A 15,134-nucleotide genomic window follows, 5' to 3' on the forward strand; every position below is an offset into this window, starting at 1 on the left:
GACTGAACACGATCAAAAAAGGCACCCAATGGGTGCCTTTTTCTTTAGCGTTCGTTTACTTGTAAAGTTGATGCTTACCAGAAGGTAATGAACAAGCCTACAGTCACCGCCATTCCAACATAGTTATTGTTCAAGAAGGCTTGGAAGCAAAGGTCTCGATCGCGGTGACGCATCAGATGCTGTTGATACACGAACAAGCTTCCCGAAACTAACAGTGCCCAGTAGAAAGTATCACCGAGTTGGTAGTGCATGCCCAATGCAATCAACATCGCCAGTGTAACTAACTGCAGCGCGCCAACCATAAGCTTATCAAAACGACCAAACAGAATAGCCGTCGACTTGATGCCAATCTCCAAGTCATCATCTCGGTCAACCATCGCATATTGCGTGTCGTAGGCTATCGTCCACAACGCATTAATCACGAAGATAAACCACACAATGCTTGGCAGTTCATTGGTTTGCGCCGCCCAAGCCATTGGTATTGCCCAACTGAAAGCCAATCCGAGAAACAACTGTGGAAGGTGTGTAAAACGCTTCATGAAAGGATAAATGAACGCGAGACCAACCCCAATAAAAGAGAGCTTAATGGTCAGCGGGTTCATGGTGAGTACCAACAAAAAAGAAACCACAGCTAACACTAGAAAGAGCACAATGGCTTCCTTGCTGGAAACCAAACCTGAAGGTAATGGACGTTGCTTGGTGCGTTTGACATGACCATCAACTTTACGGTCAGCAAAGTCATTAATCACACAGCCAGCCGATCGCATTAACACCACACCGAGTATGAAAACAACCAAGACATCAAAATCAGGCATGCCTTTCGCAGCAATAATCAGCGACCACAAGGTCGGCCAAAGGAGTAACAGAGTACCAATCGGGCGATTCATTCGCGTCAATTGCCAGTACGCCTTCGCTTTGGTGGCAAGCATTTACACACTCTCCTTAGAGTAAATGGGGGATGTTGGTAAAAAAAGTTCGGCCACAAGCATCGGTTTATGATTCATCCATAATCGAGAACGACGCGCGAGTAATCGCTCATCGCCAGCGATAACCCAACCGACTTGAAGCGCATCTCGCTCCACGTTCTCAGCACTGAAAACCGTTAATCCAAGCGGGACATCCCCTTGTTGAGAAAGGTCAGAGTGCTGATGATCTTCTAGGGTAATTCGAGGTATTAAGGTTCGACCTAACACCCACGGCTCATCATCACCCTTTAAAATCACTTTACGCAGTAAGCAATCATGTGATGATAAAAGGCGTTCTTCGTCCTGTTGCAGAATTGATCGTTCCACAACTTGATTATGAAGCAACTCAACAGACAGGTGCTTGCAGCACTTGCCCAACTTACGGGAAAGCGATCCTTGTTCCATAAGCCACTCTTTGGTGGTTTCATTAGGAAAATTAAATTTTTCTGTGCTTTGCCAATCTACATTCATTAATGAATTTAGATACAATGATATTGACTGATTCATACTAGTATTCAATAGGTGACTTTACACGTACAATAAAGCTTCAACTTTCGAATAAAATTAAAGCGTCCTTCGAATTGTAAACGTATTTAGATTTAGACCGCTCATTGTAACAAGACTAATGCGTTTCGAATATCGCGAATAAACTAAAGAAAAGTCTCAAATATGCACAAACGTTATGTAGCCCAACTATTTATTGCGATTAATCTACTGTTTTCAGCATCAAGTTTCGCTGAAGAAGAATCGACACCCAAACTAGCCTACTTCACGCTAGAGCCCGATCTCACCACCAATTTTTACACTAAAGGTAAAAAACTGGGCTATATTCAGGTCCGTCTCGACATAATGGTCGCAAATAGTAATGACTTAGAAGCCATTGAGCATCATCAGCCATTGATTCGTGATGCGGTGATTGAATTACTCGGCAAACAAAATGAAGAGACAATTAAGTCTCTATCCGGTCGTGAAGATTTGAGAAAGTCCTTAGTTGAGCACCTCAATAAGATTTTACTTCCTGAAACAGGTAAAACTCTCATTGCTGACTTATTGTTTACCAAATATCTTTATCAGTAATGATGTAAAAACGAATCCCAATAAAAAAGCGGCTCATCTGGCCGCTTTTTTGTCTCTATCGTTTGGCTACTCACTAGAAAAAATGAGTTAGCTTCTTGCCGAGCTCGGTGCTTTCATCGCATCGATAAAGCCAATAATGACACCAGCGGCTAGGCCAGCTAAATGCGCGGTGTTTGCAATGGCCATGAATGGTTGCATGTACCCAAGCACTAACCACACCAACATAAAGCCGACAATCTGTCTTGGGATACCTAAACCAAGTTGTGGCGCCTTCGCACCGACAACCCATAAGTAACCAACCAAAGCATACACAACACCAGACAAACCACCGAAGTTCGCCCCTTCAACCCAATACTGACCAGCACCTGAAAGCGCAGAAGAGACAGCAAAGATCTGAAGTAGCTTGAGGCTACCTAGTTTTTTCTCAATGTCCCCACCTAGCTGCCACCACCACAAAATATTGAATGCGATGTGCATAACAGAGAAATGCAGAACAGCATGGCTCAACCAACGCCACAGCTGCCATTGCTGTCCATCAACTGCTGGGAAATGCAGGGCATTGAAAATAGCTTGGCCAAAACCAATCTGTTGCAGCGCAAAAATCACCACACACACCAACATTAGGCTCAGTGTCACAGGACCTGCTTTTGCTTTGATCATGCCCATGAAGCTCGGGGTGTGATAATGAAAGTTACTCTTTCTGGTTTCTGCCATATCCCAAGACGCCGCTTGATAGCGTTTATGATTGGGTTCAGCAAGAAAACGATTCAGCTCAGCTTCGGTTTCAACCTGAAATTGACCATCAAGAAGCCACAAAGCAAAACGCCCTTCTCCCTCTGGAGACATCTGAATAGGGATCTGACGAGAGGCCATATAATCAATAAATGCTTGAGCAAGACGTGGGTTGTCTAACACCATCAATCTAATCATTGTTACTTCCTATTCATACTATGGAGATGCTTGAAGCGTTTAAGTGATAAAGCTATTAACCCGCAATCACCGGAAGTTCAGCACGATGCCAAGCTTCGAAACCGCCATCAACACTATATACCTCTTCAAAGCCTTGGTTCACTAAATATTGTGCCGCGCCTTGGCTACTAATACCGTGGTAACACATCACTAAGATAGGCTGTTCGAACTCAACCTCATCCATAAACGACACCATTGTATCGTTAGTCAGGTGGTAGGCGGTTTCTGAATGGGCTACCGCAAAAGATTGCGGATCTCGTATATCGACAAGTCGAGCTTCACTTTGTTCAATAAGGGCTTGAGCGCCTTTAACGTCGATATGTTTAAACTGGTCCATGACTTTCTCTTTTTATACTGATTTACTTTGCTGCCATTGTAACCTATCCCAAGGCTAACAATCACACCCACTTAATAAGGTTATCCACCAGCGATCACTTTTACACCATTTGTGGATAAATCTGTGAATTGCGTGAATAAAGTGCCTTTTTAAAAATAGATCCACAACATGTAGTAATGATCCTGATCTAACTGTGGGTTAACTGAAACATATCCCCACTCAAAAAACCCTGTCAAAGCCTTACTACACCCTGCTTTTAGACAGCTGACGAATAAATTCCTCACAGAGTTATCCACAAAATCATTTTGCAAATTTCGATCGCAAAAGTTGAGAAATCGATCCAAAACAAAAAGGCCGAGATCTCTCGATCTCGGCCTTTTCAAAATTAAGCTATTTGCTTGCTACTATGAGAAACCAAATACTATTAAAAATTAAATGCTATTAGAAGTCGCCAACTGCTTGCTTCAATTTCTTCATCGCATTCTTTTCTAACTGGCGGACACGCTCTGCAGAAATGCTATAGGTATCCGCTAAGTCTTGCAGTGTTGCTTTGTTGTCGTCTAACCAACGTGAGCGAACAATGTGTTGACTACGCTCGTCTAAGCTCTTCAATGCGAGACCTAAGCGATTATTAGTATGAGATTCCCAGTTAGCTGCTTCAACCGTCTCAGCAACGTCTGACGCTTTATCTTCTAGGTAATAAACTGGAGCTGTGTAAGCAGAACCACCGTCGTCGTCGTCCATAGGCGCTTCAAACGTCGCGTCTTGTGCCGCTAAACGAGATTCCATTTCTCGAACTTCTGAAGGCTCAACACCCAGTTCACGCGCAACCGTCTCAACTTCACCGTTATTGAACCAACCTAAACGCTTTTTAGACTTACGAAGGTTAAAGAACAATTTACGCTGTGCTTTAGTCGTTGCGATCTTAACGATACGCCAGTTACGCAATACGTATTCATGAATCTCAGCTTTGATCCAGTGAACAGCAAAAGAGACTAGACGGACACCAACTTCTGGATTAAAGCGCTTAACAGCCTTCATCAAGCCGATGTTACCTTCTTGGACAAGATCAGCCATTGGCAGCCCGTAGCCAGAGTAGCCTCTTGCAACGTGCACCACGAATCGTAGGTGTGAAAGGATCAAGCCTTTCGCAGCGTCGATCTCACCTTTGTAATGTAATCGCTCTGCAAGTCCACGTTCCTCGTCAGGCGTCAGCATTGGGTAACTGTTCGCTGAGCGGATATAGCTATCTAAACTATCTTGTGTGACTAAAGCCATTTGATACGCTTGGTTTGCCATTCGGTTCCTCATCAATCTCTGATCTGGAGTAATACATCTATTAAAACCCGACAATCTTGAACCTAAAATGAACAGGTTTCAAGGAGGGGGAAGTAATTATGCATAATCAATTCGTCTATACAAGGCAAAAACTGGTTAAGAACTGCCTATTTTTCGTATAAATATGACTCTATTCACCTAAACTGGTTCAATTTCTTTTAGATGACGCTGTGCAGAAAGCTTCGCAGCTACACTACCAAGCAAGGTTCCGACGATCAAAAGCAGTAAAGATTCATCCCAACTCAGGCCAATTAAGCGGAAGTGGCTATCGTACAGCTGAGCCAAGTCATCCACTGCGCTGTTCAGTAATACGGTAATCAATGCCGTCATTACCCACGCGCTAATCGAACCTAAAACACCAAACCACATTCCAGCATAGAGGTATGGTCGAAGAATGTAGCTGTCGGTAGCACCAATCAGCTTCATGGTTTGAATCTCTTCTTTATGCGCCAACACATTAAATCGTAATGTGTTGCCGATAATCAGAAATACTGCGCCCAGCATCAACACAGTTAAGGTAATCACGATGACAGCCGCAAGTGCTTTGATAGCATCCAGTCGAGCTAACCAGTCTTCATCTAAACGAACATCGGTGACTAACTCTTGCTTCTTAACCTTGCCTGCCAGTTCTTTAATTAACGTGTCGCTGTGTACGCTTGGCGTAATCACCAAAACACCTGGCAATGAATAATCATCTAGGATAGTTAGGGCGTCCTCAAAACCAGAATACTGGCTAAGATCTTCAAGACCTTGCTGCGGAGAAATGTACTCAACCAGATCGACTTGGTCCCAACTTTCAATTTCATCCTTAAGCACCATGACTCTCGGCTCAGGGATACCATCCTCTACATAGGCACTAATTTGTGACGGGCTGGTGACATCTTGCGCCACTTCACCAACGTTCTTGCCCAATAGGTACAAACAAGCGGGCATAGCTAAAGCCATTGAAATCACCGCAAGCGTCAGCAAGTTACCCAACGGACGCTGCCACATTTGCGAGAACGATGACTTGGCTTGTTTCCAATGAACAACAAAGAAACCGTCGCTTGAAGCCCGGTTTGCTGCTCGATTGGATTGAGGTTTCTTAATGCGCTTATTCGCGGCCATAATCTTCAACCTCACTCAAAAAGCCTTGGTTTAATTCCAGATGACGATATTGAGGGCGAGTGTTCACTAACCCGATATCGTGCGTCGCTAGCATGATCGTGACACCCGCACGGTTGAACTCTTCAAACAAGCGTAATACACGACTCGATAGTTCAGGATCTAGATTACCAGTTGGTTCATCCGCTAAAAGCAGAGTTGGACGGTTAACCACAGCGCGAGCAATACCGACCCGTTGTTGTTCACCTCCAGAGAGCTGGCTTGGCAAACAACGGGCTTTATCTAATAAACCGGTTTTGTCCAACGCGGCGCTGACTCGACGTTTAATTTCGTTTTCAGAAATAGATTCTATACGCATAGGCAGAGCGACGTTATCGAAGATCGAGCGATCCATAAGTAGGCGGTGATCTTGAAAGACAATCCCGATATTACGGCGTAAAAAGGGAATGTCTTTGGCTGGGATACGAGTAATATCGTGATCGTTAAACCAAACACGTCCGTCAGTTGGGCGCTCTATCGCGCAGATCAACTTCAGCAAGGTACTTTTACCAGCACCAGAGTGCCCGCCTAAAAATGCCATCTCTCCTCGTTTGAGATGAAAGTCCACTTTTTGGAGCGCTTGTCGTCCGCCTCGATAGGCTTTGCTCACTTGCTGAAATTTGATCACCGAAAATTCCTCTTACGATCACTCATATCAAATTTAAAACGGTAGCAGGTTAAGGATAAACCACTTTGCTACACGCGTTACTCTTCGCGGCTAAATAGTGCTTCAATAAAGTCTTTCGACTCAAATGGACGCAGGTCGTCAATGCCTTCACCCACGCCAATGTAGCGGATTGGAATCTGGAACTGGTCAGCAATTGAGAAAATTACGCCACCTTTCGCCGTACCATCTAGCTTAGTTAGCGTAATGCCCGTTACTGGTGCCACGTCACTAAACAACTTCGCTTGGCTAATCGCATTCTGACCGGTACCTGCATCTAGCGTTAACATGATTTCGTGCGGTGCAGAATCATCGATCTTCTTCATTACACGAACAATCTTGCGTAGCTCTTCCATCAAGTTGCTCTTGTTCTGCAAACGGCCTGCAGTATCTGCAATCACAACATCAACACCACGCGCTTTCGCCGCTTCAATCGCATCGTAGATAACAGACGCGCTATCGGCACCAGTGTGCTGAGCGATAACCGGAACATCATTACGCTGCCCCCAAACCTGAAGTTGTTCAACCGCTGCCGCACGGAAGGTATCACCCGCCGCCAGCATCACTTTCTTGCCTTCACTTTGGAATTGTTTCGCCAGCTTACCGATAGTGGTTGTTTTGCCCACGCCATTCACACCCACCATTAAGATAACATAAGGTGTTTTAGTGGTATCAACAACCAGTGGCTGTTCCACTTGGCTCAAGATTTCTGACATCTCTTCTTTAAGCAGACCATAAAGCGCTTCACCGTCTTTTAGGTCATTACGGGATGCTTTTTCTGTTAGGTTTTCAATGATCTTCACGGTGGTATTCATACCCACGTCGGCGATCAGAAGTTGCTCTTCTAATTCTTCAAACAGGTCTTCATCGATTTGCTTGCCTTTGAACAAACCAAAGAAGCCAGCACCAATGTTTGCTTTAGTACGGCTTAGGCTACGCTTAAGTCGTGCAAAGAAGCTTTCTGTCGGCTTCTCTTGAACTTCTTCAACCTTAGATTGAGAAGCAATCACTTCTTCCTGTTCTGCTTCTGCTTCTGCTTCTGCTTCTGCTTCTGCTGCGACAGGCTGCTGATCTTGTTGAGCCTCTTCAAGCGTTTGCTCTGACTCCGCAAGTTCAGATTCAACAGACTTAGGTTCCGTTGATTTAGCGTCTTCAACTTCAGGTGCGACCTGTTCAGCCTCAACTTGTGATTCAACTTCAGTTTGATCTTCAACGTTTTCTACGTTCGCTTCATTCTGAGTTTTTGGGCTTTGTTCTTCTTCACCAAAACCAAGCCACGATAATAATCCGCGCTTCTTTTTTTCCGTCATCAGAGGAGTTTCCTAGATCTACTAATTAGCTGTATTGACTTAATACACGTCGACTCTTTGCTATTGTTATACAATACAAGCTTGTACAAACGAATAGTAAAGAAAAATGACAAAGCAGTGATAAGTTTGCTTTTAGCTTGATACACTTTGTCATTGTAAATTTATTTAATACTCGAACCCACTTAAATTGGGCTCGGTATAGTATCACTTTATTAGCGGTCAAAAAATCTATGGTAAGACGTCGCCAGCAAAACACATCACAAAAAAAGCCATCCGGAGGCTTTGTTCGAATTATTAGTGGCTCATGGAGAGGTAGAAAGCTGCCTGTTCATGATTTAGAAGGATTACGCCCAACCATTGACCGAGTCAAAGAAACACTCTTTAACTGGGTGGCACAAGATATCCCACATTCGACCTGCTTGGATGTATTCGCCGGTTCTGGTGGTCTAGGTTTTGAAGCCGCTTCTCGCCAAGCAAAAATGGTGACACTGCTCGAAATGAATCAAAAAGCGGCCAAACAGCTTTCTGATAACGCGAAAGAGCTCAAAGCAGACAACATCAATGTAGTCAACACTGATGCTATCTCTTTTCTTAAGCAGCCAGGCACTCCTTACGATATGGTCTTTCTCGATCCTCCATTTCGTAAAGGCTTACTCGCAGAAACAGTACAACTGCTTGAGAGCAACGGTTGGCTTGCCGACAACGCCATCATTTACGTCGAGACAGAGAAAGAGCTAAAACTCGAAGCTATGCCAGAAAACTGGGAATTACACCGCGATAAGACCACTGGCCAGTCGAGCTACCGACTGTTCAATCGAATCACTGAAGAATAGGAGTTATTGAATGAAGTTCTTGCTTCCACTAGCAAAAGCAGCCATCGCCTTTGTTTGGTTTATCTTAATCGCCAATATTTTCTACCCATTCCCGGGTAATGCTGCGATTGCGCTTTATATCATGACAGCATTCTTATTCTTCATGCACGGCCTGCAGATGCTGATTTTCATCGGTGCTTTTGGCGATAAGATCGAAATGTCACGTTGGGAGAAGTGGTCCATATTGATTTTCGGCGTCTTTGCCCTACTCGATATCCGACGCAAACACATGATGTAATAAAGCTTAAGCTTAGATATAAAACGCTTAGCGACAGAAAACATCATGACAGAAACAGTTGATACAAAAGCGCCGCTCATTTGAGCGGCGTTTTTTTATTCAGCGATGATACTGATGTTAGCCCATGTAGCCCTTTACACCATCTAGGAACATTTGCGTCGACAGCATAACCAACAACAGGCCCATCAAGCGTTCGATGGCTTTAAGGCCTCTCTCACCTAGTACTCGTAGGAAGAAGCCATTAAACATCAGAATAAAGAAGGTCGCGCCCCAAGCCAGCATCACTGCGCCTGAAAGCTCTAACATGTTGTCAGGATGCTGTGTCGACAAAAGAATCAATGCCGCAATCACTGAAGGGCCAGCAATCATAGGGATCGCCATCGGCACAATAAACGGTTCTTCACCCGCCGCGAGGCCAGTAATACTACCCGCACTTGGGAAAATCATCTTAATCGCGATGATAAACAGAATAATACCGCCAGAGATACTCAAGGTTTCAGGCTGCACATGCAGGAAGTTCATGATGCTTTGACCAGCAAACAAGAACAGCAGCAGGATAATCAGCGCAAACATTAGTTCGCGAACAAGAACAATACGGCGACGCTTCGGATCAATATGCTTAAGGATAGAAAGCACGATTGGTAAGTTGCCAAGCGGATCCATAATAAGAAACAGCATGGTCGCTGCAGATAAAATTTCCATAAGTTTGTCTCGAAAGCGTAAGTGCGCGGAGTATAGCAGCCTCAAGATTGATTTTCGAACACAGTAACAAACTTAGAAATTTACGTTATTGGAAGTGTATTTATGAGAGCCAAACGAGGGAGAAATGGTCGGAGTGGAGCCAAGAATATCGCATCCACTCGCTAATCACAGTTCACTGGCGACAAGAACTGATGGTCATTCAAGATCAGTGATTACAAACACGTTCGCGATTAGTGCAAAGCTTGTCATCAATGATCACGACCTTTTCCATTTTCAGGAAAAATTTCAGCAATCCATCTAAATCCAGACCGTTCAGCTTACACGTATGAAAGCGAGCTTCAGCGCCATAGGTTTGAGCGAGCTCTTGCGTCAATTCTTCACGAGTCAGTGGCTTTTCACTCAGTAGGTTTAAAACGTTGTGTGCGTGGATTTCAGTGGTCATAACTCTATCTCATGTTTAATGAAGTAGACGTAGAGTACCTATTTTCATCTAAGCTGCCTTGATGTAGCTCAGAATTAAGCTAGCTCTACCCTAAATGGTGAGGGAAGCAACGATGAGAGCGTGTGCAAGAAAATAACTGCCCGTTACCCAAAAGTAAGCGCCCTTGATTGGGCTGCGATAGAAATTTAGGGCGTACGCCAATGCGGAAAGCAGCAGCACGCAGCAACCAACAAAACCAACAGCATGTGATAGCTGAGGCTCAAGTAACCAGACTTCACCAGAGGCCCAAGCAAGCTGAATGAGCACAATACCCATGATAACCACTGGAAAAACGAGTTTGTCTAAGCGAGGGAGTAATAGGAAGAAAGCAACGATACATGCAGCTAACAGCAGCGCGAACAACCACCAGACCATTTCTCCTGATAGCTGTAACCAAAATGCTTTGCTGTAACAAAGTTGAGCCAACAGGAAACACACAAAATGCAGAAGACGTTTTTGAGTAACAGTATGAAGCACATCTGCGATCGCGGATATCGCTAACCCAGCGACTACCCAATAGGTAAAATCAACGACAACAGATTGAGTTAGAGCAATAGTCGCCAATAATACAAAGGTAAAGACCTTATACAATAAAGCCTGACCGATATGCCCATGTTTCGTTCCTGTTATTGCTCCAATACCAGACAAGGAAACCGCCAACCAACTCCACATATCATTTGCCCTATTGCTTTTAATCGTCGCCAGTCTAGGCACACGGGTGTTGATGTAAAGCCTCAGCCCTTCAAAATTGGATCTTGATTACGCTTCCACTAAAAAGAGCATCTTTAGATTGAAGTCGTCACAATACCCTCAGCGATAGTGATTATTCCTTTTAAAATAGACTCATTGTTCGGAAAACTCATATAAATTGACGCTAGAGAACCCAAACTTAAATTCCAATCACTTCTATCCTACCAACGCCACAATATGTCGCTATATATTGCAAATACCACATAACTAAAAGTTCAAAATAAAATGCACAAACACATTAAAAACAAACACTTAAAATCAAAAAGCAGACTTACATAGAACTTTCCAACACTATACAAACCTAGACTTACAAAGTGCGTAAATTACCTTTATAAAAACCACTTTGTCAGGTTTAGCTAAGCTTCCTGTCAAAAAACCATCACAAAAATCAAACCTAAAACCTATAAAGCTTAATTAAACAAACCTAGACACCACCAAGCCCCATTAATACAGTTTAACAACCTTTAACAATATAAATTACACAAAATGACCATTACAAAACAACAACTTAAAACAAATGAGAACAAAAAAAAATCATAACGAACAAAATAAGAGCTCCCCAAAACACACAGTAAAACATAGCAAAAGTGATAGAAAACCCAATAGTTTTCTATCACTTTTAAAGGCTTCGAAAGTAATTCTTGATCTAAAGCCATAAGTAGTGCTATTCTTTAAAACATAGCGAGAGACAACCAAATTTAGGAGTAGTGTTATGATTTCATCTTCGCAAAGACAAGGACTTGTAATGATCGCGGTAGTTGTAGGTCTAATGACACTACCGATGATGTACTAAGCAAGTTACAGATAAAAAAAGGGACGCCATTAGCGTCCCTTTTTTTGTTCAATTTTTTCATTTCGAAAACAGATGCAGTGTTAACACATCCCAGTTCGCATAATAGAAACCAGCAGCAGCTAAAGTCATTGCCATCATCAGTAAGATTGCAACTCGCCAAATAAAACGACCACTACGTGGAGTCAACTCCTTCTCACAGTCGTTACACATCATGATGAACTTATGCTGGTCTTCCAACTTAGCCTCATGCTCATTGACTACCTTATTACGACACGTTGCGATATAACGCAGTTTGCTCACCATATCGTGCGGTAGCCTTTCTTCACAGCTTGTTACAAGCTCATGCAATCCTTCGCCTTCGGCATGATATTGAAGCCTCAATAATTTCTCTATATTACGAGTTCTTGTCACCACTTTTTCAATATCGGTCATATTAGCCCTCCCACTCCACACTATAATTCTAGTCGAGCATTTCCCTATTCTTATACAAAATCACTGTTATTTACGAGAGAAAGAGACAATAAATAACAATGCTTTATCCCAAACTGGCCTCTAAATGTGATGTCTGCCGAAAAATAATCAGCTTGGCTTACAACAGTTCACGAATAACGGCTTGAAACACATATCCCTATTGCTTGAAAGATTAGAATAACCATCACGACTACATGGAGGTTACATGCCTAATTCACTCTTTTTTGCCATCTTTGCACTCGCCGGTCTAGCGGCTTGGGTATTTTTTGGTTTCTATCGAAAGCACTCACAAGGTGAAAATGCGCCAGAAAAGAAAGTGAACGTCACTGTGTTGGACAAACAATCCATCGACCTTCCTGATGCAGAACCTGGCCAAGAAGATCAAGAGTATTGGATTTACGTTCAACGTGGTGTGGTTGGTCCAAAACGAGAGTTCCAAGTCGGAATCCACTACTTCCACGCCCTGAACCCTGGCGACAAAGGTACCTTAACCTACCAAGGCGATAAGTTTTTACACTTTGCATTGAAGCGCTAAACATTAGGTACTTCAACTGTATCTTCTAAGCAATCCATCAGAAAGCCTTAGCACCCACCGCTAAGGCAATAACCAACGTGTTTTCTCTGACTTAGAGACCAACCAGCTCATCCATAACGCGCCAGCTCCGCTGATCACAATCCATAATGGAATAACCCAAGCAGGGTGTCCTTGGTACCAACCGAACTCTTTCATTGGCCATAAGAAAATCGGGTGCAGCAGATAAATACCTAAGCTGTGTTTACTGATAAAACCAACCACTTGATTGCTCTTCTCAGACAAGCCTTCACCATAGTAACGGCACACCATGAACACCATGCTCGCCGCTAATACGGTGTTCAACGTCTTGTAAGATAACCAACGCCCTACCGTGTATTCTTCTGCGACCAAACTTGCATCAACCACCATATAAACCGTGGTCAGTAACGCTAATCCACCAAGTAACACACTCACGCCGACAGTCATCTTGTTAAGTGGAACCATCTTATACAGCAGGTAACCCAACGGTAAGTACCCGGTGTACAACCACAACTCGTGACTCCAAGGGCCATCGATTTTCAATAAGAACAATAACGTTGTGAACAACCATACCGCCGTAAAGGCATAGACAGATCTATCACCGTACTTTCTGACCATGATCTGTAAAAAAGGAATCACAAAGTAGAGTGGGATGAAGTAATAGAAGAAACCAAGGTGATAGTACGTGTAGTGATGATAACTATTGAGCAAAACCTCCCAACTGACGTCCGCATCAAAACCCATTAGCGACCAACCTGATAGGTAGGTATAGAAAAGCGACCAAACAATGAATGGGATCAGTACCTTACCCAGACGGCGCTTGAGGTAGTATTTGGCGTCAAACGGGCGCTGATCACTCAGCATCAATGCACCAGAAATCAAGATGAACACAGGCACTGCCCAGCGGCTGAAACCATTCACCGTAATGGCAGTCAGCCACTCACCGAAAGGAATGGTGCTTAATTCATTACGATAAGGCGCCAAAACATGAATCGCGATAACAGCTATGGCCGCGACACATCGTGCTAAATCAAAAAAGAGAATTCGCTGCTTCATGTAAATGCCTGATTAATATTCAATCATTCTACTATAGCAATAAAAAAGCTGACCGGAATAAATACCAAGTCAGCTTAGCGTTAAAGAAGATACTTATCGCGAATTTAACTTATTCGACTCTAGGTTACCCGACCTAAGCAATGCGACTTTCACTCTTACAAATGAGGCTCATGCGGCTGAAGCTTATGCCGCTGAGATTTGCGGCACTTTAGGTAAACGCAGAGAGATCACCGTCGTTATCGCTAAGAATGCGAAGGATACCCACAGACACGCAGACAAACCGGCCATCTGGAATACCAAGCCCGACAATATCGTGCCAATCAAGCGACCCATCGCGTTTGCCATGTAGTAGAAACCAACATCAAGAGAAACCCCATCGCCTTTCGCGTAACTCACAATCAGGTATGAGTGAAGTGATGAGTTCACCGCAAAGATGGCACCAAATACCATCAATCCACCGATGATAACTAGCTCTGGTTGCCAGCCAATTTGCACCGCATAGGCAATACCGGCAGTCACAATAGCCAATGCACCCGCCCATAGTAGTGCTGCATGTCCATCAGGCACCTTGCCTTGTGCTTTACCAGTAATCTTAGGTGCAATGCCCTGCACAAAACCGTATGCGATGGTCCAAGCCGCTAAGAAGCCACCCACCCATGAGTGGTCCCAACCAAACACGCTGCCTAGATAAATCGGCAAAGCAATCACAAACCACACATCACGAGCACCAAACAGGAACATACGCGCAGCCGACAAGATATTGATGGATTCAGACTTAGAGAAGATCTGTTTAAACTTCGGTTTGGTTTTCGCTTTGCCCATGTCTGCTTCTAAGCTCACTAAACTGCCAATGAAGACCAAGGTCAGCACAGCAGCCATCGCGAGCACTGCGTATTGGAAACCAATCGTCGAAAGCAGTAAGCCACCGATAAAGAACCCGGCACCTTTCAGTGCATTCTTAGATCCGGTTAGAATCGCAATCCACTTATAAAGCGCACCTTGCTGCTCATCTGGGACTAAGGTTTTAATCGAGCTTTTAGCACTCATCTTATTGAGATCTTTAGCGATACCAGACAAGGCCTGCGCCGCCATTACCCAAGGAATGGTCAACATTGCGGTTGGCACCGCGAGCATGCCCAAAGCGACAACTTGCATCCCTAAGCCGATATTCATGGTCTTATTGAGGCCAAGACGCGCCCCTAACCAACCACCAATTAGGTTCGTCACCACACCAAAGAATTCATAAAAAAGGAACAGTGAGGCGATCTCTAACGAACTGTAGCCAAGGTCGTAAAAATACAGAACCACCAGCATGCGAAGTGCACCATCAGTAATGGTGAAGTTCCAGTAGTTAAAAGTCACCAACATGTATTGGCGAACGCTCTTACTTAGATTTGAAAACATAACGCTATCTC

Annotated in this window: 18 protein-coding genes; 4 read left to right on the forward strand and 14 right to left on the reverse strand. The window is 43.9% G+C overall.

Annotated features, from left to right (window positions below; translation table 11 throughout):
• Window positions 1-74: 74 nt before the first annotated feature.
• Both ubiA and ACED59_RS18235 read right to left on the reverse strand, forming a co-directional pair.
• On the reverse strand, window positions 75-929 hold the full coding sequence (gene ubiA, locus ACED59_RS18230; protein ID WP_017097111.1) for a 4-hydroxybenzoate octaprenyltransferase: 855 nt from the start codon (window positions 927-929) through the stop codon (window positions 75-77).
• Entirely contained in the window at window positions 930-1,472 is a 543-nt protein-coding gene (locus ACED59_RS18235; RefSeq protein WP_162924288.1) for a chorismate lyase, read from the reverse strand.
• Window positions 1,473-1,634: 162 nt separating this feature from the next.
• Between ACED59_RS18235 and ACED59_RS18240 the strand changes: the two genes are divergently transcribed.
• On the forward strand, window positions 1,635-2,042 hold the full coding sequence (locus tag ACED59_RS18240; RefSeq protein ID WP_009848242.1) for a flagellar basal body-associated protein FliL: 408 nt from the start codon (window positions 1,635-1,637) through the stop codon (window positions 2,040-2,042).
• Window positions 2,043-2,129: 87 nt separating this feature from the next.
• Here ACED59_RS18240 and glpG read toward each other — a convergent pair whose 3' ends face one another.
• From glpG to ftsY, 6 genes are all read right to left on the reverse strand, one after another.
• Window positions 2,130-2,972, reverse strand: a complete 843-nt coding sequence (gene glpG, locus ACED59_RS18245; protein ID WP_017063770.1) for a rhomboid family intramembrane serine protease GlpG — start codon at window positions 2,970-2,972, stop codon at window positions 2,130-2,132.
• Window positions 2,973-3,027: 55 nt separating this feature from the next.
• The gene (gene glpE, locus ACED59_RS18250; RefSeq protein ID WP_009848240.1) at window positions 3,028-3,348 is read right to left on the reverse strand and encodes a thiosulfate sulfurtransferase GlpE; all 321 of its coding nucleotides are present in this window, start codon (window positions 3,346-3,348) and stop codon (window positions 3,028-3,030) included.
• Between the two features lie 441 nt (window positions 3,349-3,789).
• On the reverse strand, window positions 3,790-4,647 hold the full coding sequence (rpoH, locus tag ACED59_RS18255) for an RNA polymerase sigma factor RpoH (protein WP_029223159.1): 858 nt from the start codon (window positions 4,645-4,647) through the stop codon (window positions 3,790-3,792).
• Between the two features lie 177 nt (window positions 4,648-4,824).
• A complete protein-coding gene (ftsX, locus tag ACED59_RS18260; RefSeq protein WP_029223158.1) occupies window positions 4,825-5,793 on the reverse strand; it encodes a permease-like cell division protein FtsX in 969 nt (322 codons plus the stop codon).
• Entirely contained in the window at window positions 5,780-6,457 is a 678-nt protein-coding gene (gene ftsE / locus ACED59_RS18265; RefSeq protein WP_009848236.1) for a cell division ATP-binding protein FtsE, read from the reverse strand. The genes ftsX and ftsE overlap by 14 nt, the downstream gene beginning before the upstream one ends.
• Before the next feature lie 77 nt (window positions 6,458-6,534).
• Window positions 6,535-7,803: a signal recognition particle-docking protein FtsY gene (gene ftsY, locus ACED59_RS18270; RefSeq protein ID WP_012605029.1), complete on the reverse strand. Its 1,269-nt coding sequence runs from the start codon at window positions 7,801-7,803 to the stop codon at window positions 6,535-6,537.
• A gap of 230 nt (window positions 7,804-8,033) precedes the next feature.
• On the opposite strand from ftsY, the gene rsmD reads away from it, so the two are divergent.
• A complete protein-coding gene (gene rsmD, locus ACED59_RS18275) occupies window positions 8,034-8,636 on the forward strand; it encodes a 16S rRNA (guanine(966)-N(2))-methyltransferase RsmD (protein WP_009848234.1) in 603 nt (200 codons plus the stop codon).
• 10 nt (window positions 8,637-8,646) lie between these two features.
• Window positions 8,647-8,913: a DUF1145 domain-containing protein gene (locus ACED59_RS18280; protein ID WP_009848233.1), complete on the forward strand. Its 267-nt coding sequence runs from the start codon at window positions 8,647-8,649 to the stop codon at window positions 8,911-8,913.
• 117 nt (window positions 8,914-9,030) lie between these two features.
• Here the strand turns inward: ACED59_RS18280 and ACED59_RS18285 are convergent, their stop codons facing one another.
• From ACED59_RS18285 to ACED59_RS18300, 4 genes are all read right to left on the reverse strand, one after another.
• Complete coding sequence (locus ACED59_RS18285; RefSeq protein WP_009848232.1) at window positions 9,031-9,615, reverse strand: YhgN family NAAT transporter; 585 nt, start codon at window positions 9,613-9,615, stop codon at window positions 9,031-9,033.
• Window positions 9,616-9,820: 205 nt separating this feature from the next.
• Entirely contained in the window at window positions 9,821-10,057 is a 237-nt protein-coding gene (locus tag ACED59_RS18290; protein ID WP_009848231.1) for a YecH family metal-binding protein, read from the reverse strand.
• Window positions 10,058-10,147: 90 nt separating this feature from the next.
• Complete coding sequence (locus ACED59_RS18295) at window positions 10,148-10,768, reverse strand: lysoplasmalogenase (RefSeq protein ID WP_029223157.1); 621 nt, start codon at window positions 10,766-10,768, stop codon at window positions 10,148-10,150.
• Between the two features lie 928 nt (window positions 10,769-11,696).
• A complete protein-coding gene (locus tag ACED59_RS18300; protein ID WP_004736595.1) occupies window positions 11,697-12,071 on the reverse strand; it encodes a hypothetical protein in 375 nt (124 codons plus the stop codon).
• Between the two features lie 244 nt (window positions 12,072-12,315).
• Here ACED59_RS18300 and ACED59_RS18305 point away from each other — a divergent pair, with 244 nt between their 5' ends.
• The gene (locus ACED59_RS18305) at window positions 12,316-12,645 is read left to right on the forward strand and encodes a DUF2500 domain-containing protein (protein ID WP_017097109.1); all 330 of its coding nucleotides are present in this window, start codon (window positions 12,316-12,318) and stop codon (window positions 12,643-12,645) included.
• Between the two features lie 60 nt (window positions 12,646-12,705).
• Here ACED59_RS18305 and ACED59_RS18310 read toward each other — a convergent pair whose 3' ends face one another.
• Window positions 12,706-13,719, reverse strand: a complete 1,014-nt coding sequence (locus ACED59_RS18310) for an acyltransferase (RefSeq protein WP_017097108.1) — start codon at window positions 13,717-13,719, stop codon at window positions 12,706-12,708.
• 183 nt (window positions 13,720-13,902) lie between these two features.
• On the reverse strand, window positions 13,903-15,123 hold the full coding sequence (gene arsJ / locus ACED59_RS18315) for an organoarsenical effux MFS transporter ArsJ (protein WP_017097107.1): 1,221 nt from the start codon (window positions 15,121-15,123) through the stop codon (window positions 13,903-13,905).
• Window positions 15,124-15,134: the final 11 nt, after the last annotated feature.

It is taken from the genome of Vibrio sp. FF266, assembly GCF_041439695.1.
Classification (GTDB): domain Bacteria; phylum Pseudomonadota; class Gammaproteobacteria; order Enterobacterales; family Vibrionaceae; genus Vibrio; species Vibrio tasmaniensis_A.